1 protein-coding gene (cut by a window edge) is annotated in these 25,984 nt (G+C 57.8%); it reads right to left on the bottom strand.

Going from position 1 to position 25,984, the window contains the following annotated elements; translation table 11 throughout:
• Positions 1 to 25,832: the 5' portion of a BspA family leucine-rich repeat surface protein gene (locus E7002_RS03195; protein WP_303727467.1), read on the bottom strand. Its footprint begins 6,736 nt before the window's first position; only the first 25,832 of its 32,568 coding nucleotides appear in the window; it begins with the start codon at positions 25,830 to 25,832; its stop codon lies off the left edge, out of view.
• Positions 25,833 to 25,984 lie beyond the last annotated feature (152 nt).

The following is a 25,984-nucleotide window of genomic DNA, read 5'->3' as shown; positions in this document are numbered from 1 at the left end:
TCGAAGAGCATAGTATTGCTATAGAAGCTCGGCGTGTAGTCGTAGGCCAAAATGAGCTGGTTGTACGTCGCCAGGTTCACGTTCGTATGCATGATCGGGTCGGGCGTAACCGTGGCATAGCCGCCACTCACCGTCACGATGTGCTTACGCCACGCCCAACCGGCAAATTCGTAGCCCTCGTAGCCCTGCGGGGCAAACGTGGAAATGGGCGGGTAGCCCGCTACGCTGTTGTCAACAGCGCCATTGTAGTAACCACGCGTGGTAATGGGCGTGTTCACGGGGATGTCCTGAATGAGCGTCTGATCGTCGACGCCCTGCACGAAGTTACCGCCAGAGCCCGTCATGTAAGCCATGACGCGCGGCTCTACGAAGACGGCCGTGAACGTGGTATCGCCCATGATCTGGATGGTGGAAGGCGACATGGTGTAACCAGTCTCGATGGAACCGTCATCCTTCGTCATCGTGTAGTTCCAGCCCATGTTAATCCAGTTGTTGTGATCGAGCAGGCGAATCTGGATATCCTTCACGCGCGGCGTGTACGTACCCATCTCAACGCCATTACGATACGCATAGCTTCCCGAAGGCACCAACGTGGGATACGTGGTGGCATCATCGTACAGGTCGCCCTTCGCGGCATCCGCGGTGTCGATGTTGAAGCGCACCGTATAGCCCTTGGCCTCCCAGAAGCCAATGATGATCACGTTGTCGTCGGGCATCCAGAAGTCGTACGGATACGCCACCGTAGTGTTGAAAGCGCCCAATTCTAGGTTGTTAGCCCAAATGGGAATCGGGTTGCCTGCGCCGTTGCGCACCAGGTAGCCACCCGTCGTGCCGTCGGTATTCAGATACTCAAGGCCCGTCATCCAGTTAGTCGGCTGGCCGCGATCAACCTTCACCGTGTTGCTGAAGTTGTAATTCTTCCACAGCTCGGCGTAATCCACGCCAATCAGGTCGGTTGCCTTGTACGCCACCCAACCGCTGAACTTATAGCCATTCACGCCAACGGTATCCGCGGTATCGTCGAAGATGACCGAGCTGTTGCGATACAGGCCGCGCGGCTGATTGGTAGGCGCAATGGGCGAATCGGCGGGCACGATGCCCTGGCCATTCAGCACATAGCGATACGTAAGCGTGAAGCAGCCAATGTCGTAGTACAGCTTGATCTTCGACAGGCCATCCGCCGTCACCGTGATGGTGGTGGTGGAAATATCGGGGCGATACAGGTGATGCGAGACCTCGGCCAGGTCGATGCGCGTCACGCCGTCGGTATCGAAGGGCTTGATCAGGTCGCTGTCATCCGCAACGGTGATCACATCGCCCGTCTTGGCATCGTAGCTGGCCGTGTAGGCCTCGTTGATGAAGTACTCGCCCGAGCCATCCTGCAGCCAATATTCCACCACGTAATGCGTGGCAGATTCGCTGAACCTGGCAATGTAGACGATGTCATGGTAAATGCCATCGGAAGCGCGGCCAGGTACGAACTCGTAGTAGCCATACTCCGTATTGAGCGTGCCCATACCGTAGTAGTTGCCCTCGCCATCGTAGAAGCCCAGGAAGTCATATCCATCGCGGATATAGAGGTACGTGCCCATGGCCGTGCCCGTAGCGGGTGCGACCTTCTCGTACGTACGCGTGAGCCAGCCAGCATCGGCAACGTCGACCGAGTACGTGATGGTGATGTCATCATCTTCCGTGAAGACGGCGATGTACGTTGCGTCATGATATGCGCCATCGGCACCGCGAGGCGGAATGAACGTGCGCTCGGTGCTCACGATGTTGCCCGATTCGTCGGCCCAGTGCAGGAAGTGATATCCCAGCTGCGAGTACGCGGTAATGGCGCGCGGGCCAGGCTCATTCACGGGCGTGAGCGGGTTGCCCTCGTCGTCATACAGAACGTTGCCGTCCTTGTCGATCAGGTAGCCGTCTTCGTTCACATTCTGCTTCAGCGGGTCGACCATGTAGCCCGTGCCAGCCCAGACCGTCTGATAGGCATAGCCATCGCCCCAGTTCAGGCCCTGGTCATCTTCGTCGTCGGCCAGGGTGCCATCGGAGTTGTCCCAATCGACCCACCAGTTCGACGTGGTGTATTTGATAGTGGCCTGCTGCTGTTCCCACATGGCATACAGCGTGGTAATGGCCGCCGGAATCGGGTACACAGCATTAGGCTCGTATGTCGTGCCCAGGCCATCGGGGTCGGTATTCCACGCCTTCAGAACGTAACCAGGACGCAGCACATCGGTCTTGGAAGGCGTCACGAACGGCGAGTACGCCACGCCCCTCACGGGAGCCAGCTTCTCTTCGCGCGTGCCATTGCTGTTGTGGATGATCACGCCCGCACCCTCGTTCGGATCGAAGTACACCGTGTAGCTGCCGCGAATCCACAGCGCCGTAACGGTAATGTCGTACGAAGGAATCGTGCCGTTGGTAACGGGATTGGTGGTGTAAACGCCGCCGAAGAACTCCTCGAGCTTCTTACCGTCGATCTTCGAAACGTACGGATAGTAGCGGTAGACCGTAGAGCCATAACCGCCATCGACTTCCCAGCCAGCAAACACGTAGCCTTCGTCGCCAATGGGCAGGTAGCGGTTCAGATTGCTCGTGCCATCGGAGAGGAACTCGTTCCAGTCGTACAGATTCGGGTACGACAGCAGATAGCGTGCACGGTTCTCGCCCGCTACCGTGGGTTCCTCATTGTCCGGATCAACATCATGTTCGCAAATGATGTCGTAGTCGGGCATGCCGTAGCCCAATTCGGGAATCTGCGTACCCGCGCGCAGGTTGTCGAAGTACGTGCCCGCCTGGCCCTCGAACTGGCCATGCTCGCCATTCTTGAAGGTGACGGAGTACAGGCGCTCCCACTTCGGGCGCACGAAGCCATTGCCCAACACGCGAATGTCGGTAAGGTCGCACGGCGTGCCGTTGTACACGGGGCCGGAAAGCAGATGTCCCTCTAGGTCGTAGAACTTGCTTCCCACGACGTTCACCGCGCCAGTACCCGTAACCTCGGTACCGTCATCGAGCGTGAACACCCACTCCCAGTTGTACAGGCCGTAATTGTCCTTGGCGTAGCCATAGCCAGGAGTCGTGGTGATCTTGCCGTCGCGATAAGAAAGCTTGTCATAGTAGGAAAGCGTGCCATCCCAGGTAAGGTAGCTTGGGTCGTCGGCGTTCACCGAACCACCCGTGTAGGGGTTGTCGACAGTGACAGTGTAGGTACGCGCAACCCAATGCACGTACAGGTTCATCGTCCATACGTCGTCGCCGTTATCGTCCTGCGAAAGCACCAGCGAGCCATTGGCGCGCAGCTTCGCGATTTCCGCGCTGGAAAGCTGGAAGACTTCCCCGTCGGCCCACAAACGATCGCTCTGCGTCGTGCCGGCAATGTACGACCACGCATCGAAGCGATAGCCATTCAGCGTGAACAGGTTCGGATCAAGCTGCGTAGGCGTATCGAAGCTCGTCACCTGCGTGTACGTGCCACTCGCGTACCAGCTTGCCGTCGTGTCGGTCTCGTTGTACACGGCACCGGGAACCGGGTTCCAGTGGAATACGATGGTCGCATTGGCGGGCGCCCACGTGGCAATGAGCGTAATCACGCCATCGCCATTGGCGTCGGGCAGGTCGGCCACGGCAATGCCCGACAGGTCCCAACCGTACACCTTATGCTGCGAGCCATTTACGGTAGTCTCGGAGGTCACGATAACCTGGCCATCTTCGTTCTTCCAACCCGCAAAGACCATGCCCTTCTTGCCCTTCGGAGCGCCGCTGCCGGAAGTATCGCCCGCAAACTTGGGGGTCTTCGTGCCAGCGTCCATGGAAACATGCGGGAAGTACGTCTGGCCATTTACGGCAGCCTTCTTCTGCGCGTCGGTCGTGCCAGGCGCGGTAGCGGTATCCACGAAGAAGTTCGTGCCATCTTCGTAACCAGGATCGTTCGCCAGGTAGTTCACTACGTGAGCCGGCGCCCATACGGCAGTGAAGAACACGGGGCCCGTAATGACGAAATCGTAGATGCCATTCGGGGTGAGCGTGCCAGACTCGTAGTCCAAGCCCACCTTCAGAGCCTCGTCGGTGACCATGCGATATTCCCAATGATCCAGGCAATAGCCGTCGATGGGGTTGGTCTGCACCTCTCCCCAGTCAAGCGTATCGCCATGGAAGACGTAGCTCTTGCCGGATACGGTACCCAGACCGGTATTGCTGCTCTCGTACACGATGGGCACGTTGCTGCCAATCCAGTGCAGGTACACGTCCACGGTATGGGGCGAGCCATCTTCCTCCATGGTGGTCCACAGATTGCTGAACGTGCCGCCATTGTCGATAAAGCAGAAGTAATCGTTCCAACCAGGACTGTTCACGTAGCGCTCGGGGTCGCTGGTATGGTGCCAGAGTCGATCGGTAAGGGCATGCCAGTCGCCGAAGTCATAGCCCGTGTGGATGTATTCGTTCCAGGGCATGGTGTAGAGCTGATCGTAGCGCAGGCCGGTAAGTTCGACCATGTCGCGCAGATTGCCCGTTGCGGTATCGCGCACGAAGCCGGCATTGTCCTCGTCTCCGTAACCATAGCCATGGAAACGCACGTTGTAGGTGATGGGGCTCCAATGCGCGTAGAACACTACGTCATCATTGCCCATAACAAAGGTGCTCTGGAAATCGTAATCGGGGTTATCACCCTGCTTGTTGGGCGTGGCATCCCAGCCTACCAGGAGGTAGCCCAAGCGATAGAAGCCCGTGGACTGGTCGTCGCGCGCACGCGTGACGGTAACGCCCTCCTCGTAGTACTTGGTTTCAGGCGTAACGGTAGGATTGCCACTGCTATCCGTAGATACGATGGTGCCACCGTTCACGTCGTAGCTCACGGTATGGCCCACGTACTTCCATACAACGTAGAGAATGTACGTCTCGCCCTCTCCCACCAGGTCGGTGACCTTCACGCGGTCGGTCAGGGGCACGCCATTCACCACCTGCACCACGCCTGCTTCCGCTTGCGTGGAGTCATGGTTCCAACCAGCGAACGTGTAGCCATCGCGCGTATAACGACCGTAGGCCGTCTTCAGCGGCGTAGCCACGCCCACTTCAATCTTCTGGTCGGTTAGGCCGATGGAACTAGGATCGGAAAGCGTGCCGCGATCGAAGCGCACCGTCCAGTAGCGCTCGGGCACCACTTCGCGCCAGACCGCGTACAGCGTCACCGTATCGCCATCGAGCAGCGACAGGTTGCGCACGCGCTGGTTGTCCTGGAACTGCACGTTGCCGGCCTTGGCCAAATCGTAATCGGTGTTCCATCCGATGAACACGTAGCCCTCGCGGCGGAAGTTGATGCCCACCGGAGTAATGCGCTGGTATACGCCAATGGTGAATTCCTGGTCTTGGATGCCAGCGGAGTCCAGGTCGTAGTCGTAGCCACCGTCGAATTTCACGGTGTAGTGACCAGCATCTTCGCCGTCGCCACCACCACTCGGCTCATCGGGAAGCTCAATTTCCTCCCAAACGGCGTACAGCGTGATGGCATCGTCGCCGGAAGCGCCCGTAAGAATGTTTTTCACGAGCTGGTAGTCGTCGTACTCAACCAGGCCGTCGGCAGCGCGGCTCGCATCGGAATTCCAACCCAGGAAGCGATAGCCATACGCGGTGAAGCGACCGCCGTTAGCGGTAAGGCGCTGCGCAACGTCATAGGTAAATTCCTGCGTCACAGTATGCGTGGCGCCGTAGCAGTCGAAGTCGACAAGCGTAGCGCCATTGAACGTGACGGTGTACGTATTGGGCGCAAAGCGCGCATACCACGTCGTGCCGTCCTCCCAATAGTCGGTCGCGGCCTTGGTGGGGGCCCACGCGGAATCGGTAGACAGGCAACCGCCCTGCTGCGCCACGTTGCCATTGCGATCGAGCGTATTGGCCTGGTACCAACCCAGGAAGTGGTATCCCACGTCGGCTACGGCCACGGAGCCCTTGGGGACGCCCGTGCCATAGTTCAGGACCTCGCTCGCGGTACCCACGGTACCGCCCACGGTGGTCACGTTGCCATCGGCATCGGCTACCTTGTAGTACACGGTCACGAAGTTATCAAGCCAGTGCGCGGTGAGCGTGATCACGCGCGGCGTATCGTCGCCTTCGGCGGCCGTGGCGATATCGCTCGTTTCGTCAATGAGCGTGCCTGCGCTGGTGTACCAGCCATCGAAGCGATAGCCGTCGCGCCTGGGGGCCACCGAGGGAATGAAATTCGTGCTATCCCAGTACAGACCGCCACGCGGTGCCACATAAGCGCCGCCATCGGAGTCGAACTGCACTGCATACACGTACTGCAGGTAAATGGCGTACAGCGTAGTATGCTCGGCGGGCATAGTGTACGTGCCGCCCGGTGCATACAGGGCAAAGCCCGTGGGCGACGTACCCCAGCCCGTGAAGCGATACCCAGGACGCGACACGGCATCATAGCCGGGCAGCGTAATCTGGGAGTCGCCCACCTGATTGGTCAGCACGTAATCATTCGTACCCGAAGCGCCCGAGGGAGCCGACGTCGTCCAGCTAGCCGACTGATCCACGGTATTCAGATTGAAGGTAAGGTTCTTCACCGACGTCCATTCAGCGACGTAGATGGTCGTGCCGTCCTCCACGAACGGAAGCACGGTACCCCAGGCGTAGAACGTACCCGAATTGGTGCCGCTAGCGCAACGCCAACCCGCGAATACGAAGCCGTCCTTGCCCGTGGGCCTATACGACGATGAGCCGTCATCCTCCTTCACCATCTCGGTAACGCCACTGTATTCGGGCGCGGCCTGGCCAACGGTCAGGGCCTCGAACTGCGTACCCCACTTCTTACCCGTGTTGAAGGCGCCATGATCGCCCGCCATATAAACCACGGCCGGCTCGTAGGACCACAGTGCGTAGAACTCGGTGGGACCAAGGATATTCACGCCCTTGTAGGTAATGCCATTGATGGTGGTATCCACCGGCGAAAGCACCGTACCGGTGATGGTGGTGCCCCATTCGGTGGTAGTCACGTAACGCCAACCCACGAACTTGAAGCCGTCACGCGCCTTCCAGGAGACGACACTGATGTCGGGCTGCGAACCCGTATACACCGTCATTGCCGGGTTGGGGCCAACCACGCTACCCCGCGTGTAATCGTCGGAGAACCAGGTGACCTCGTTCGCTTTGGGCGTCCACAGGGCATACATGCGGATAACCGTACCAGCGATGCTCGTCAGGTCGCGCACGACCTCCATGTCCTCGAAGACGTAGCCACCGGGATAGCCATTCACCTTGATGGAAGTATTAGCGTTATCCACCGAAAGCGCCCAGCCGGCGAAGTCGTAGCCCTCGCGCTCGAACTGGTTCGGATTGAGCGACTGGTCGTAGCTGAAGGTCATGGGCTGACGATCCATGGAGCCGCGGAAGACGGGAGTGCCAGCCTCATACTCGATGACGTACGTGCTGGCCGTCCAATGGGCATACAGCGTGAACACGCGAATGGTGCCCGTAAGCGGAACCGTGGGAACCACGTACGTAGCGCCCGGATAGTACTTGGTGCCCTGGCCGTATTCGTCATCGGTCCAGTAGTCGAGCACCCAACCAGGACGCGTGAACACATTGGCGCTAGCCACGTATGCGGAATCGCCCATGCTATGGTACTCCACGTAGGAACCGGCGATGCCCGTGCTAGTGAGCACGGCATCGGTTGCGTTGCCTTCGTAGGTTACGTACACCTCGCTCGCCTTCCACACAGCATACAGCGTTACCACCGCGCCGTCGTCAAGCGAGAGGTTCTTCAACACATCGCCGTTGTGGAACATGGTGCCCAGACCATCGGAACGCGTATTCCAACCCAGGAACTCGTAGGCGACGCGCGTCGGCGTGGTCACGTCGAGCGTGAGGGACTTGCCCACTTTCATGGCGATTGGGTCAATGCTACCGCCGCCACCATTCATGTTGAACTTGATGGTGTAGCTATGCGGCGATACCACCACGTACCACGTGCTGTTCGACTCATCCCAGATGTCATAGATACCCAAGTACGGGTTATACGTACGCTTGCGCGGCGTGATCGTCTCCTCGAACTTCTTCTGCGTTACGCCATCGGGCTCGTACACCGGGTCGGTGTCCTCGGACACCGTAGTGGTGCGACCAGCGGAGTCAGTGTACTGATACACGATCTGGTAATCGGCGTCATACCAATACAGGAAGTCATATCCTGCATTCGGCGTAAACGACGTGCCAGTGGGAACGCCATACACGGAACGCACCGTCTCGGAATCGAGCGTGAGCGTGCCGCCCTCGGGCGCATCCTGCAAGTCGGGCGTGATGATGTAGTAATTGATCTGCGTGTAGGATTCCACCCACTTGGCGTAAAGCGTTACCACCGTACCGTCGGTATCGATGGGCTCGCCCGTCATCAGGTCGATGGGAGCAATGGCCTCGAACAGCATGGAGTTGGAAATCTTGGCCGACGTGGAACCGCCGTCCAGGTTGGTATACCAACCCGCGAACGTGTAGCCCGTCTTCTCGGGATCGGGCACGCCGTCCAGCAGCTCATTGCTATTCCAATTCAGGCCATCCTTGCGACCCGTGAAGGTGTACGAGCCGTTGGCCGGCCACGCGCCACCCATGTTGTCGAACACCACGGAATACGTACGCGGTACCCAGTGAGCATAGAGCGTGGCGTTGTAGCCAAACATCTTGATGGTGGATCCGGGAGCATAGAGCACCTCGACCGTGGGGTCTTCCATCCAGCCATCCAAATCGTAGCCATACTTGCGCACGTCGGAAGCCGTGGGCAACGTCACGTCGTCATCGCTCGCATACGCGCGGGTAATGAGCGCCGTATCGTTCGTGGCCCAGCCGCCCATCTCGTCGAAGGAAAGCGTTTGCATACGCGCGCGATACACGGCGTAGAACGTCAGATTCTGATTGATGGTGCCAATGTTCGACCAGATCTCGCCCATATTGCGCAGCTGGTAGGTCGTGCCACCGGAAAGCGTAATCTGCCAGTACTGGAACTCCCAGCCCGGCTTCGCACGCGGATTGCCATAGTTCTTGATGTTGGTTTCCGTCGTATCGTAGCCATCGACGTTCGTCTTGTCATTGTCGTAGAAGTAGTACAGCGTCGTTGCCGATCCGCCCGGCACGCTCAGCCAATACGTCTTGCCCTCGGCAACCACGAACTGACCATGATCGCCCGGGTCGTAGATGACCGTGTAGGAATCATGCGCCCAGTGCACGTAGAACTTCGTGTCACCCAGGATGGTAAGAGTGGTCGGATCGGCCAGGTAGCCGGTATACACCGTGCCATCGGCCAGCGTCATCTCGTACGTGTAATACGCAAACGACATGGTCACGATGTTGCCATTGGCATCGGTCATAACCGTGGGCGTAGCCGTAACAGGCTGCGTCATCTTGGTGTTGTACGTCCAATCGCTTTCGATGATGGCCGCATACACCGGATCGTTGTTGTAGTCACGCACGGGCAGGCCCCCGTACATAACCTGCACCTTGTCGGACGAAGCCACCGCACCCGGCTGTGAAAGCGAACCGGCAAGCTTGCCCCAGTCGGCATGGTTCAGCGAGCCATTGCGCACAGGATACAGATAATGCATCTCGTCACTAATGAGCTGCACCTTGTACGTGGCAACGGTCCACTGCGCGTACAGATGAATTTCGTCACCCGGGGTGCTCGTCAGGTTGAAGGTAATCGTATCGGCATCGGCGAACGACAAGGTGCCCGTTCCGTCGGGCTTGTCGTTCCAACCAGCGAAGTCGTAGCCAACGCGCTTGAACGTATTCGGCGTAAGCGTCTGCGTGAAGTCGTCGTAGGCAATGGGCTGGTTTTCCATGACGCCCGCGTAGATGCCTTCCGGAGCGGAATTGTCATGGTAGACGATGTAGTAGACCGCCGGGCTCCAACGGGCTTCCAGGTACACGGTGTCGCCCTCGTCGGTAGCCAGATTCCATACGTACTGAGCGTTCACCAGCAAGCCATCGCGATACACGGGAACGCCGAGCACCATGCGATAAGCCTTCCAACCCAGGAAGATGTAACCACTCTTCTTGGTACCCTCGGAAACAGCAGGCGTCGTACTGTCGTCATCGATGGTGGTCAGGCGCTCCTGAATGCCGTACTTGAACGTCTGGTTGGTCATGTTGAAGTAGTCTTCAGTCATGGCGCCACCAGTACTTTCGCCCTCGTACATGTAATGCACCGTGTAGGTATTCGGGGCGAAGCGCGCCACGTACACGCGGCCGTATTCCCACATCTTGTCGCTGTCCTTCGTGAGCAGCAGCGTGGGGTTGGTGGTCATGATGTCACCAGTCTGCTCGTCGATCCAGCTCACGAAGTGATAGCCGTCATGCGCCACCGCCGTAACCGGGTCAAACGTGCCCGTCACAACACCCGTGGTGAAGTCATGTTCAGACGCCTCATGTGTACCCGCGCCATCGGTCCAGGTAATGTGGCCATTGCTGTTTTCAGATTTGAAGGTGTAGGTGACAACGCTTTGCTCCCACTGAGCGTACAGCGTGACTACGCCGCCATCCACCGTAGTCAGGTTGCGGAACCAGTCGCCTTCGCCGATGCGCACCTCGCTGGCTGCACCCGTGGGATTCAGCGCCGTATTCCATTCCTTGAACACGAAACCAGGCTTGCTCATACTACCCGCGGCAACCGGAGCCAGCGTCCATACGTCATACACGCACAGCAGGTCGTCCATGACGCCCGTGCCGGTACCAGGATGGAACTGCACGCGGTAGACGTTCGGTGCAAACACGGCCGTGAACGTCACCGAACGATACAGCCCATCGGGACCAAGAGATATGGCCGCGATGTCCGCCGCGGAAAGCGTAGGCGTATAGAAGCGCGTGGTATTCAGCGAGTTAATCCAGTACACCAGGTGATAGCCCGTGGAAACGGCACCCGAAACAGAAGACACCGAACCGCTCACGCACGGCACGAGCGTACGAATGAGCTGCTGATTGATCTGATCGGGATCGGTGGACCCGTCTACCGAAATAAGGCCCTTGCCTGCGGCTACAAAGTTGATAGACGCATCACGTTCAATCCAGTTGATCCACAGAACGATGGTATCGGACGTGCTGTCGCTGCCGTTGAAGCGCGCAAGGTCGCCCAGGCGCGTAGTAGTGGTAACCACATGGTCAACGTTCATATTATCGGTGAACATCACCTTGTAGTCATTGCGATAGCCATGCTTGGTCGGCCACACGCCGTCCCAGCCAAACAGGTTGGTGTCGTTCCAGGCAACGTTGGTGCGGCTGGCCTTCGCAGGCGTTCCGCCCTTCACATCGTACGTAACCGTATAACCCGTCTTCTGCTTCCACGTGGCCACGAGCTTGTAGTACCTGCCGGTAACGCCCGTAAGACCATACGCGGAAAGGTCTATGATCTGGCGACCCGCCTGGTTCGCCATGCGGAACAGGCCACTGTCGGGCGAAATGACGCCCACCAGGTTGCCATCCGCATCTTCCAGCTGCCAACCCGCGAAGGTGTATCCCAGACGCGTCCAGGGAATGGCGGGCACGGTAACATCGGCACCCGACATGTACGGAGCGTACGAGATGTAATAGCTGGCAACTTCACTACCGCTCATAACGGCCGTCGTGCCCGCAGGCGATGCGGCAATGGGATCCACCGGATCGTCGGTGGAATCGCCGGGGAAGAATTCCACGACGCTATCCATGGCCTCGATCCAAATGGCGTACAGCGTTTCCAGACCAGGCTCGCTCTTCAGCACCTTCGGATACGTCTGCCCCACACGGTATTCGCCCGTGGGCTGATTATTCGGATCCTGCGCATCGGGAATGTACGTGGGGTCGGTTACCCACCAACGCAGCACGTAGCCGTTGCGATAGAAATAGTTCGACGCACCCGTACGCGAAGCATAGTCGGAAGAAGGCGACGTAAGGGAACCATACGTACCATCACCCGGCAGAATGAGCGATTCGCCCGCCGGCAGGTACACGTCGTCCATGGCGCCCGTAACGCCCGGGGTGCCTGCCAACGTCTCGAAGTGCACGACCCACACGCCCACGCGCTCCCACTGGCCCGACATGTCGGCGCCCACGGAAACGGCCGCGGAGCCATCGTAGGTACGCATAAAGCTGTCGATGTTGCGCGCCCACTTCTGGTCACTCTTGCGACGCCACATGTACAGACCGGCTTCGGCCAGCGCGGCGCTGGCAACCGTGCCCATAGACGTCTTGTAGCTCACGAACACCTGGAAGCCATTGCCGATGCTGGCATCCTCGTTGCTGTACAAACGCATGATCACCTGCGTGGCGCCAGCGAACTCAAGCGACAGGATGGAGTTATCGTCTAAGCCGGAAAGCGGCTGATTGCGATACGTGGTCACCGCAGGGTTGACGCCGTCATCGTAGATGTAGCGATCGCTGTAGAAGGTATACTTCTCGCCGTTGTTGCCCTCTACCTCCAGATAGTCGCCCGTACCCAGCGTGCTGCCACCGGTGAAGGTGCCACTGGTCATCTGCTCGACCTGCTTGTTGAAGTCCAGAACGATGCCCGTAGCGCCCACGGGAGCGTTAATCGTCCACTTGCTAATACCCTCCACGGTGCCATCCAGGGCACGTGCGTAACCGCCGTTTTTCCTTCCCCAGAAGGTCGTATGCACGGAATTGGGCGTGGCCGTATTGTTCTGCGGATTGAAGCGCACGTTGGGACCCATATCCATGAGCTCCAGGCTGTCGGTATAGCGCAGCATGTTGTTCGTGGAAGGCGTGCTGGTAAGCATATCCCACGTACTCATGTTCAAACGCGTAAGGCTACGGCAGCCATCGAACATGCTGTCCATATTGGTGATCCTGCTGGTATCCCAACCCGCGCAGCCCACGACGCTCGAAGACGTCACGGAATCGGGATCCAGGTACTTGTCCACCGCCTCGTCGTCGTAATCGGGGTCATAGCCCGTACCCAGCAGCGTGACCATGCTCTTGTCGTTGCGGAACATGTTCGCCGCGCTGGTCGCCTTGCTCGTATCGATGTTCGCAACATCGGCGATGACCATGGAGCCCATGTCATCGAACCAACCATCCAGATTCAGCGGCTGAATCTTGTTGCCCGCCGAGTCGGTCTGCACCTTGATGGCGGTTACATGACCGGCAATGTTATTGCTGATGGTACGCCACGGCACCGTCCAGGTGAGCTTGTCGGCGTCGGAGTCACCCGTATTGTGCTCGGTTACCTCGAACGTGGAAGCTCCATCATTCAGCCAAATGGTGAGCACGCCATCGGCATCCAGCTGCCACCACGCATAGCTGTTGCTGGGGAACGAACCACTGGTGATGCCAGGCGTCCAGACCCACTGCCCTGCATCGATGGCGCTCTTGCCCACATAGCGCGCAAAGTCGCCCGAGGAATACGCGCGGCCGGTAGTCTGGTTCACCCACTGGCCCGTATCGTGCAGATACGTGTCATGGTTGGGAATCCACGCCCAATCGTACTCGGCGTTATCGAACGTCACATTGCCAATGAAGCCACGCGGAATGCCATGGCCCCACGTGCTGTACAGACTCAGGTACACCTCGTCGGTCGCGTAGGTACGCGTCGCGCCCGAAATGTAGCCACCCCAGATTACATCCAGTATCGTCTGACGCGTCTTATCCCACACCACAATGGCGTCGCCGCCATCCATAAGGCTCTGGATATCAAATCGCAGCGTAACCCTCTGCGCGTTCTGCTTGCGGAAGTGCCACCAGGAAATGCCGCGCATGCTCGTGGTCCACGTGGGAGCATAGTACGTCCCGGCCATAAGCGTACCGGAATACAGGTTGTACTTGCTCGCATCGGAATTCATATACGAGTCGTAGCCGCCCGCATGGCCATCCTTGTTGATCATCGAGCCAGACTCCCAATAGTGGCTGATGATGTTCATGTCGCTATTCGACCAGTCATCGACGGTGCCCTTGTCGAACACGGTATGCTCGCCAACCCACATGGTCTTCAGGCTCGTGTCGCCAGCGAACATCTGGCCCATCTTCAGCACAGAACGGGTGTCCCAGCTGCTCATATCCAGATTGTCCAGCTTTTCGTCGTAGAAGAACATCTGCGTGGTGTCTTCCAGACTATTGGTGTGCCAGCCGCACTTGCCGTCGCCTTCCCAGTCGGTGCTCGTGGTACCCATAGTGGTATCGAGCGTGTAGGCGGTGCTGTTGGTGGCCGTACTGCTGGAAACCACCGTCGTCACGGTGTTCTGCTCGCCCGTACCCGTAATGCTGGTAAGCGTAAGGTCGTCCGCAAACATACGACGGGTGCTCTGCGTGTCGGACAGGTCGAAGCCCGTACCATCCGCCCACAGCAGACCGCGCGTATGCCACACGACGCCATAGTTGCCGCGATGGCGATATTCCACGTTATCCTGGCGACAGCTGGAGAACCAATCCTCCAGGCGCAGCGCCTTCAGGCCGTTGTATGCCGTAATAGTGATGATCTTGCTGCGCACCGAATTATTTTCGCTGGTAGCAGAATCGTTCGGGCGGCCCTTGTCCCAGTAGTCAACGCGGAAGCGACCATCCCAGCCCGAACCATCGGATGCATAGTGGTTGGCGGTGCTCACGTTGTACGAACCATTCCAGGGAACGTCGGTGCCATATTCGGTAACCACCTTGTTAGTGGCCCACGGCGTGGCACCCACGGTGAAGTTGCCACCGTGAAGCGTTGCATAATGATGGTCGTTCCAAAACTCGTTCGGCGCATACTGGAAGGTATACGTACGGTTATCGTCGAGAGCCCACCATGCCTCGTCATTGGAAACGAAGCGGAAGCCCACGCGATCCGTCCATACGTACTTACCCACCATAGCGCTGTTCGCGGGATTGTAGTAGTACGCCAGCTGCTCGCCGGTGTATGGAACGTGATTATCTTCGACCCAGGTGTTGGTGCTGGAGTCGAGCACATAATGCACCCAGCTGCCATAGCCGTAACCGCGCACCTTCGCCCAGTCGGGCGTCATATAGGAGCTCGTGCTGTTGTCGAATACAGTCAGCTTGAAGCCAGAGCCGTAACGCGAATTATCCGTGCACAGGCGCACGTAAATGGTGTCGCCGGAAACGATAAGCGGAGCAGTGGAGGTATAGGCGCGCATTGACGTGCCGCTCAGAGCAGCCTGCAGCACCCAGTTCTTGTCGTAAATGTAGACCGTATCGTTTTCCAAGCTGCTGTTCTGGTCGAACACGATGGCCAACTGCGTGGCACCCGTAATGCCCGTATACCAGTAGCTCTTGCCAGGCAGCCAGCCATCCAGATACGTACCATAGGTGCCGTTGTCGGTATTGCCATCATTCCACTCGGCCGTCTGGATAACGCGCTGCGTAGCGTAGCCGCTATCGCCCACGAACTTGAAGCCATCACCCAGAATGATGGTGGTCAGGTTCCATGCGCGATGCAGCATGTCCGACATGGTCGTGCAACCGGTGGTGTTCCACCACGTGAAGTCCAGATACGACAACGCAGACGCATTCTCGAACATGCTTGCCATGTTCGCTACCTGGCTGGACCCAGAACCCAGTACGGGCCAGCACACGAACGTATCCAGATAGCTCTGATTCTGGAACATGCCGCTCACGTCGGTGCAACCAAGCACGGTCATGGCCGGCGAGGAAAGCGTGATAGTACGATTCACGTAATCCAAGTCGGTGGTAGGAGGCGTGGTCGTGGTACCGCCCTTGGTGTTGGTGCCATACGTGCCATTCGCGTACACGCCATAGAACTTGGCCATGTGCGGAGCGTACTTGAACAACTGCGAAAAGTTGGCAGCGTCGGTAACCGTCATACCCGAGCCCACGAACTTCACCAGGCCATACGTGAGCTTGTCGGCACTCGTACCAAACATGCCCTCGATGGTGCTATACGGCACATTCATGGTGTTGCCCCAGAAGGTGAGCGAACCCTTCTGCGTGGTGGAGCCGTTGCTCGTGTAGTTGCCGCAGTTGTTGAACATGCCCGCCAAGCTGGCACCCGAATCGATGATGATGCCCGTGGCATCGAAGTCCAGATTCGAATAGCAGTTGGTGAACATCTCGGACATATCGGCATCGGCGCAGATGCGCATGCCCTCGGCGCGGTACACGAAGCTACCTGCGCAGCCGCCGAACATGTTCTGCACGGTATCCCAACCCGTAGCGCTCGTCTCACTTACCGTGAAGCCCTTGGCGTTGAAGGTTTCCAGGCCGTAGCAATCCTCGAACATGTAGCCCAAGTCGATGGTATGCGATGCCAGGAATCCATCCCAGTTGAAGATGAACTGCCCGCCGCAGTTGCGGAACCAGTCTTTCAAGCTGGCACGCGCGTTAATGTAGAAGCCCTTGGCGTTGAACACCGTGAGGCCCGCGCAATGCTGGCTATTGGTGGCAGGATCCCAGAACATGTCGGCCAGATGCGCCGAATTCTCGATGCGCATGCCGTCACCGTTGAACACGAATCCGCCCTTGGTCAGGTCAATGCCCGAGAACATACCGATGAACGTAGCGGCAGGCGCCACGATATCCATGCCCGAGCCATTGAATTCCTCCAGACCATGGCAACGCGCGAACATGTAATTCAAGTTCGTGGCCACCGGCAGGTACCAGTTGGTAAAGTCGGGCAAATGCAGCTTCGGGCAGTCGGCAAACATGTACGCCAACGTGGTAGCGCTGTCGAACTCCCAGCTGGAACCCGTTACGCTACCCGGATGGGCGGCGCCAGCTGTCAGGCCGTCCACGTACACCAGCTCGGGGCAGTTCTGGAACATGTAGGAAAGGTCCACGACCTTGTCGGTCTGCCATCCGTGCATATCCACGGTGGGAAGCACCAGGCAGTTCTGGAACATGTACGACACGTCGGTGAGCTTGGAAACATCCCAGTTGTAGATGTTGGTAATCGTGGTAAGCGTGTAGCAGTTCTGGAACATCTCCTTCATGGACGTCACATTACCCGTGTCCATGTTCGCGCCGTCCATTGCCTTCAGGCCGCGTGCGTTCTGGAACATGCTATCCATGCTCGTGACGTCAGCGATGTCGAAGTTGATGCCATGGAATTCCTGCAGGCCCTGGGTGTAATCCAGACCATCCATGTCGTAGGAGTTCTGGAACATCTCCACCAGCGTGCAACCGTTGTCGAGCACCATGTCCTCGCCCTCGAACACCCAGCCAGTGCCCGAATAGGCAATGTCGCCGCCACCGTTGTACAGGCCCGAGCAGTTCTGGAACATGTTCGAAGTGGTAACGCCCGTGCCGTCCAGCAGCATGCCCTTACCCACAAAGTAATCCAGGCCGGTAGCGTCATTGAACATGTTCTCAAGACGCGTGGAGCCCTTGATGATCATGTCCTTGCCTACGAACGTGCGCATGGAATCGGTGGCGTTGAACATGTACGCCACCGTGGCCACGGCCGAGGTGTCGCCATTCTGGCCATTGATGGTCACGCCCTGACCCAGGAAGCGAGGCAATGCACGAGCGCCGCTGAACATGTAATTCATGTTCTGGATCTTGTCGAAGTTGAGCACCGTGACCACCGTGGGATCGGTGAATGCATCGATGTAGGAAAGCACCGTGGTATCGCGGAACATGTTTTCCGCGTTCAGCAGCTCGGTCACGTTCCAGTTGTAGATCTGGTCCACCGTGGCAAGCGCGTGAGCGCGATAGAACATGCTGTTCATGTACTTGATCGCGGTGTCATAATCCACCATGCCACGGCCATTGAAGGAAACGATGCCCTGCGTGCAATAGTACTTGCCGCTTGCGAATTCGATCTCGGAATCGGAACCCATGAACATGCCGATCATGCTGTCAACGCCCGTGGTGATGTCCATGGTGTTTTCCGCATCGAACGTCCATGCACCCTTCACGTCACGGAACATGTAGTCGAGCGGCGTGTTCTTCACCGTGAAGCCCGCACCATGGAACGTGAAGGCCGCCGAATTATTGCGGAACCAGTTGGCGGTAACCACCGTATCGGCAGGAACGGTTTCCGTGCCCATGGGCGAAAGCGCCATGCTCGTGGTAACGGTCATGGTGCCGCCATCGATGAGCATGCCGTTGCCATACACATCCACCAGATTGCTTGCATCGTTGAACATATCGGCCAGCGTAATGTAGCCCTTGATGGTAAGGCCATCGCCATAGAACGTCTGAATGCCGCTATGGTTGAACATGTAACGCGTCATGGCGCGCGTGGTGGTGTCGTAGTAGTTACCCGTGATGGTAACGCCCCAGCCCTTCCACTCGGGAAGCGCCCAGGTATCCTGGAACATCGAGCGCATGTCCTTCACGGAATCCAGGTTCCACGTAGTGGCGGGCGTAGTAGCCGTAAAGGCGTCAATGTACGTTAGGCTGCGCGCGTCGTTGAACATGCCGTACAGATACTCGGCAGCCGTCATATCCCACTGGTCAATGCCCTCCACGCGCAGCAGGTCGCGCGCATGGTTGAACATAAAGGCCATGTTGGTGACCTTCGAAACGTCCATGCCCAGACCATTGAAGTACACAAGACCCTGCGTGGCGCCGATGCTGTCCAGAATCTGAGTGCCATAGTAGCCACCCATATGCCACGAACGCGTAACGCCATCTTCGCGACCGGTGTAGTAGTACCCGCCAATGTTATGGCCCGTGCCACCACCTTCGATGCTGTAAATGCCGTTGAACATGCCATACAAGCTGGTTACGCCATTCAAGTTCATGGTGCCTTCGGCGTCGAAGCTATAGGCGCCCTTGCAACCCTGGAACATGAATTCCATCGTATTGTTGCGGATCTCCATGCCGCCACCATGGAAGTAGAACGGAGCGGTGTTGTTGAAGAACATATCGTACGTGAGAACGCTATTGCCCGGCGTGGTAGACCCCGTGTCGGGGTCGGTGTACAGGCCGCCATCAATGAGCATTTCGTCGCCCCAGAAGTTCTGCAAGCTGGGCGTGTCGGTGAACATGTAGATCAGGTCGATGTCGCCATCGATGATCATTTCCTTGCCATAGAAATCGGTCATGCCGCTGTTGTTGAACATGTACTTCACGCTGGCGCGGCGCCCGTTACGCGCGGTGCCCGTAATGTGCATGCCCTTGCCGCGGAAGGTCGTCATAGCCGTAGTGCCCTGGAACATGTAGTCCATATTATTGATGACGGGCAAGTTCCAGCTGCTGAAGTCCTGCGTCAGCAGGCTCGTGCAACCATTGAACATCGATTCGGTGGTGTACAGGCTATCCAGCTGCCACGTGCCAATGCCCGTCACCTCTTCCAGCGACGTGCAGCCATTGAACATGGCATGCATGTTCTCGATGTTGCTCGTGCCGCCCGTATACGTGTAGGGATTGCCACCCGCATCAAACCCGCTGCCAATGCCCCAATCAGTAAGATCGAAGCTGACCAAGCTCGTGCAATTCTGGAACATGTACTCGGTGGTCTCCAGGCTGGAAAGGTCCCACTGCTTCACGTCGTAGACGTTCAGAAGAGACGTGCAGCCATTGAACATGCCCTCCATGCTGGTTACCAGCGAGGTGTTCAGGTTGGTGCCGTAGAAATCACGCAGGCGCGTGCAACGATTGAACATGTAGCGCATGTTCACCACGCCGGGGCTAGTAATGCTTGCCGTGCTGTAGTACACCAGGCCGTCGCAATCCTGGAACCAGTAGCTGAAATCGGTGGGGCCGTTCAAGCGCACGATCATGCCCACGCCGTCGAAACGGGCAAGCTTGTGGCAGTTCGCAAACATGTTCGCCACCGTGGTGCCCTCGGGGCTGTCGATGGTAATGCCGTCGCCCTCGAAGCGCTCGAGCTCGTAGCAATTCATGAACATCTCGTCCATGACGTTAATGGCATTCAAGTTCCAGATCGTCGTCTGATAGCCAAAGCCAGCGCGATTGGCAGGCATTACCGTAAACGCATCGATGGTCTTCAGCTTGTAGTCGTTCTTGAACATGCGATACGTGGTGGTTACCTTTTCCACGTTCCAACGCGCCAGGCCATCCGCCAACGTCATAACCGGGCAGTTGTAGAACATGCCCTCGAAGGTGAGCACGTTCTCGGTATCGAACGCCTCGCCATGGAACTCGGTAAGACCCGCGCAGTCGTTGAACATGTAGCTCATGTCGTACACGCCCGTGGTCACGATGTCATCGGCATTGAAAATCGTAAGACCCGGGCAGCCATTGAACATGTACGCCGCCGAAATCTGCGGCACGTCGGTGGCCATACCCGTAGTCGACGTACCCACGGGCAAGCCCGTGCCCACCGAACCGGTCAGTCGCAGATCGCCCGCATTGAACGTGAAGGGGCCATCGCATCCGCGGAACATATTGGCCAGGTTCGCCTTGCCGGAAATGACCATGCCCTCGCCCTCGAAGCTCACCAAGCTGCTGCACCCGCTGAACATGTCGGCGACGTTATCCAGGCTACCCGAGCCATCCACCACGCCCGTGGTAATGGTCAGGCCCTTGCCGTAGAAGTTCGTGATGCTCGAGCAGCCGTAGAACATGCCCTCCATGGTGGTGATGTACTCGAGCGTCATGTTCGCGGAAAGCGTGGGATCGGTGAACGCATCGATGTACGTGAGCAGCGAGCAGTTGCGGAACATGAAGCTCATGTCGCGGCAGCTATCGGCACTCCAATCGACAATGCCCTGCACCGAAACCAGCTTCGGGCACAGGTCGAACATGCGACTCATGCTGAGTACCTGGTTCACGATGAGGTTACCGCCATTGAACGTCCTGAATTCGGGGCAGTTGTAGAACATGCCCTCCATGTTGGTGCAGCCCGCGCTGTTCACGCCCGCGCTATTGAACGTCTGCAGTCCCAGCGCGCCGCTGAACATGTAGGACAGGTCGCTCGTGGTAAGCGTGAAGCCGGCACCCGAGGCAAAGAAGCCAATGTAGTTGGTGGTGTTCTTGAACATGTACTGCATGCGGGAACCCGTTACCGTGAAGCCGTTGCAGCTGAAGTTGTACAAGCCCGTCTTCCCCGCCGCCGTTGCCGCAAACATGTAATCCATGTTGCTGTCGTTGATAGTGATGTTGTTGCCATCGAACTGCCAAGCGGCCGTGCAACCATTGAACATGTACGTCATGCTCTTGGCGCCGTCGACCTGCATGCCATAGCCCTTGAACATGATCATCGACGTGCAGTCACTGAACATGTAATCCATGGCGGCATCGTAGAAATGCACATCCTGCATGTCGAAGGTGGTAATGCCCGTGCAGTGGCTGAACATGTAGCGCGCATCGGCATTGGCCTTCATGTCCCACGTGCTGAAACTGGGGAACGAGGTGAGGCCCGTGCAGCCATAGAACATACGATACGTGCTAATCACATAGTTCACGTCCCATGCCAAGTTGGTAAGGCTCGTAAGGCCCGTGCATGCCTCGAACATGCGCGTCATGCTGGTAACGCTGCTGGTATTCCACGTGCTGCCATCGAAGGAAGGCAGGTTCGGGCAGTTGAAGAACATGTAATCCATGGTGTCCTGCACGCCCGACACATCCCATGCGTTGCTCGTGAACGAGGTGAGGAAGTAATCATTCGCGAACATGTAGCGCGTATCGCTTACCCCATTCCAGTCGGTCTGCGCATCGGCATCCACCTTGAACGTGGTAAGGCCGCTATGACCGCTCCAATGCACGTGGTCATAGCTCGTGCGGTTCCAGAACGTGTAGTACAGGCAGTGATACAGCGAACTGCTCCACTTTCCATTGGTATGCGTAATGCTCACGTTGTTGTCCTCGTACCACGTACCAGAACCGGTCGCCTGGCTGTACGAATAGAACATATACGCAGCGGGACCCTCGAAGTGCATGCCCGTACCATCGAAAGTGAAGCTACCCGTAGTGCCGTCGTTCGTGCCGCAGAACATCTCGGCCACGTCATTGCCGATCATGGTAAGACCCTTGCCATTGAAGAGCCAATTCACGCTCGTGGTGCGCCAGAACATATGCGCCAGGGAGCGGTTCTTGATGGTCATGCCATTGCCAATGAATTCCTGGAAGTTGGTCAGCACGCCGAACATGCCGTCTACGCCATAGTTGCCACTGGGGCGCGTGGTGGAACGCGAGGCGCTGCCATCGATGACCATGCCATCGCCGTAGAACTTCTGCAAGCCACTGCTGCGGAAGAACCACGCCAGCGTGGCATCGCCGTACAACTTCAGACCATAGCCATGGAATTCGGTGAGTGCATACGTCAGGGCGAACATCTCGTCGAGCGTATGGCAGGATTTCAGATCCCAGTTATCGAAGGCCAAGCCCGTGGTATAGGTGAGGCTCTGGCAGTTGTAGAACATGCGCTCCAAGCTCTGCACCTTGCTCATGTCCCACGTCTTGATACCCGTAACAGTGGCGAGCGCCGTGCAGTTCATGAACATCATCTTCGCGTCGCGCACCTGATAGTAATGCGGATAGTTCCAATACCAACCACCATCGGGCACGTCATAATAACGCGCGTCGTTCATCACGAAGGTACCGTTCTTGCCCATGTAGAAGCCCAGGCCGTTGAACGATGCAAGCGACGTGCAATCCTTGAACATGCAGTACGTGGTGGAAGCCCACAGCTCCATGCCATAGGAGTTGAAGCCGCCCAAGCTGGTGCAGCCACGGAACATGGAGGCCATGGATGCGGGAGCCGCCTCGGTACCGATCTTCAAGCCGGGGGCCACAAAGTTGCTCAGGCTGGAATTCGAAACGAACATCTGAGATACGTCAGTTACCTTGCTGGCGTTCCAGTTACTCATGTTCACGTTCACCAAGCGCGAGCAATCGCGGAACATACGCGTCATGTTCGTAACGGAAACGGCCTGCATGCCGCTGCCGTCGAAGTCGGTCATGTTGTATGCGTTGCGGAACATCTCGAACATGTTCGTAACGCCTGCGGTATCGCTGGAGGTAAGGATGAACTTGCGCAGGCCCGTGGAGTTGCCGAACATGCGGATGAGGCTACCGGAAAGCGTGACGCCCGAACCCTGGAAGATCAGGCTGCCGCCGTCGTTGTTGAACATGCCATAGCGGTTATAGTCTACATGCTCGTACGTCTCGCCCGTGGTGCAGTTCGCGATGGTCATACCCGTCGCATCGAACGTCCAGTTAGCGTTGATGCCCGTGAACATGTTACGCAGGTCCACGCCAGAAAGCACCATGCCATTCGCAGTAAACAGATTCATCGCCGGGCAATTCTGGAATGCGTACTGCATACTGCCGCCCGTCACCATCAGGCCATCGCCATCGAAGTTGGCGAGTGCCGTGCAACCCGTGAACATGTAGTTCATGTTGCAGTTGTAGAAGCGCATACCCGTAACCGCAATAGTGGCCAGGCTAGTGCAACCAGCGAACATGCGCTGCGCGTTGGTGAGCTTGCGCAGATCCCAACTGGTAAGCGCGCCCATGCTCGTAAGGCTCGTGCAGCCCTCGAACATGGAGTACGCACTCGTCACGTTGCTCACGTCCCAAGCGGAAATGCCCGAAACCGTGGTGAGGTTCGTGGCGTCCTTGAACATGTTGTCCATATTGGTAAGCGCCGCCGTGGAAATACCGGAACCGTTGAACGCGGTGATGCCCGTAGCGCCATTGAACATGCCGTTCATATTGTTCGGATACCACTTGAAGGTGGACGTATCCAGCGCATCGAGCGTACTGTTCTCGAACATGCGCGACATGTTCACCGTGCAATCGGGAGCGCCCAGCGTGAAGTTCGTACCCGTAAGACTGAACGGCGTAGCAGGCGCGCTTTCCGCAAACATATAACGCGCGTCGGAAACGCTGCTGCCATTGAAGTTGTCCATGATCACGGTGGCGAGCGAATCGCAGTCGTAGAACATGGCGTACGTGGTGGTTACGCCCGTGGCGTCGAACGCGCTGAAGTCAGCCGACACAAGGCCGCTGCTGCGGAACATGCCCTGCAGCGAGGTAACGCCGCTAGTATTCATAGCGCCGTTGGCAACAAACGTGGTAAGTCCGTTGGCGTTGTAGAACATGCGGTAGAGCGAACCCGAAGCCGTAATGCCATTGAAGTTGGCCGTAACGGCGCCGCCGCAATTGGCGAACATGCTATCGGTGCTATTGTTCGTGAACGTAAGCCCATTGCCCTGCCAGAGGAACGTCGCGTTCGTGCCATTGAACATGTTCGCCAGGTTGGCGTCGGAAATGGTCATGCCATTGCCATTCCACACCAGCAAACGCGGGCAGTTAGTGAACATGTACGCAGCCGTGCCGCCCTGGAACACGCCGCCATCGCAAGCGTAGTTCAGCAGGCCCGTGCAGTTAGCGTACATATAGTTCTTATTGCAGTTATACAGCTTCAAATCGGGCATGGAAACCGATTCGAGTGCATAGCAATCGGCGAACATATAGCTAGCATTCACGACGTTCGTGGTATCCCACTTAGTAAACGCAGTGGTAAGGCCCGTGTCGGTGATCATCTCGCAGTGCTCGAACATATGCGAGATATTCGTAACGTTGCTCGTATTCCAACCCGGATACGTGCCGCCATCGATGTAGCCCGAGCCATTCACCAGCACCAGCGCCGAGCAGAAGTAGAACATGTAGCTCATATCCTGCACCAGCGACGTGTCGATGCCACTCATGCCAGCGTTGGAAAGTGCCATGTCCATGTCGAACATGTGGGTCATGTTATTGGCCACCCAAGAGCACTTCGCAGAGGCGAACGTAATCAGATTGCTCTTGTAGAACATGTATGACATATTGGCGCCGCCCGTGGACGTGCTACCGAGCTTCATGCCTCCGGCAAACTCGTCCAGCGAACTATTCCAATAGGTAAGCGCAGTGGTTTCGGCAAACATGTAGCTGGCATCGGTAACGTTCGAGGCATCCCAGTTCTTGAAGTTATCCACCTTCAGCAACGTGGTGGCGCGGAACATCTCCTTCATGGAGGTTACCTGCGATACATCCCAATACTGGATGCCCTCGACGGTATCAAGGCGCGTGGAGTTCTTGAAGAAGCCCTCGAAGCTCGTGGCTGCCGACATGTCGAAGCCCACGCCGTCGAAATACGTGAGCTCCTCGTAGTTGGCGAACCAGTACGCGCACGCATCGCCCAACGGCTTGATGGCGCCCGTAACGTAGATCTTCGTAATGCCCGCCCAATCATCGGCGGCATTGGCGTTGCGATACGCATACCACGGCAGCGCAGAATACGTAGCGCTCACCGTGTCGATGCCATCGATGGAAAGCGTGCCGAACACGCCATCAGTTTGCAGCGTCCACGTAAGCGCGTTGTTGTCGCCAAACGTACCACTCTTATAAATGGTATCGACCATCGGCTTGAGGCTCGTGGCCTGCGCCGCATTGGCCGCGCTCGCAGCAGTCTGCGCCGCTTCGAGCACATCAAGAGCAGCATCTTCGCTGCTGGCGTACGTGTCACCTGCAGATTTATCTCCTTGCGAAGGCGTGGCAGATGCAGCGCCTTCACCAGCCGACTTCGCGGAATACACCGCATAGTACGTTACGTCGGCATGTACCGTAATGGTATCGCCTGGCTTCACGGACGCCTTCGTGGCACCCTTTTCCGTAGCCCAGCCTTCGAAGGTCTGGCCTTCGAACGTGGCTACGGGAGCCGTGATCGTTGCGCCCGCAGCAACCTGCTGCGTGGCGCTTCCGGAGAGCGCGCCCGCGCCGGCGTCGAACGTCACCGTAAAGGTAGCGGCGTCGGCAGCGGATGCGCTTTCCCGGGCCTTGCTTTCAGACGCACCCGCAGCGGAGGTATCGCTTGCAGCCGCGCTGGAAGTCGAGGAGGAAGAGGCCGCGGCTTGGGCAGCAGCGGCAGAATCGTTGGAAGAAGAGGCGCTCGCGGCGGAGGTATCGCTCGCGGAGGCGGAAGGCGCAGAAGACGCAGAAACCTCAGCCACCGCTACCGTGGTGGTTGAGGGAGAAGTTTCGCCTTTGTCTTCTGCGTTGTCGGCGTAGGCTGAAACCGGCAACGCCAATGCAATCGCGGCAAGCGCTCCGGCTGCTACCGCCGCCCACCGCACGCTACGTTGCGGGGCTGTTCGCGCATGAG

The organism is Denitrobacterium detoxificans (assembly GCF_015062615.1).
In the GTDB taxonomy this organism is placed as follows: Bacteria; Actinomycetota; Coriobacteriia; order Coriobacteriales; family Eggerthellaceae; genus Denitrobacterium; species Denitrobacterium detoxificans_A.
Note: the sequence above shows the minus strand (reverse complement) of the source record. Positions and strands in the feature narration are given on the sequence as shown.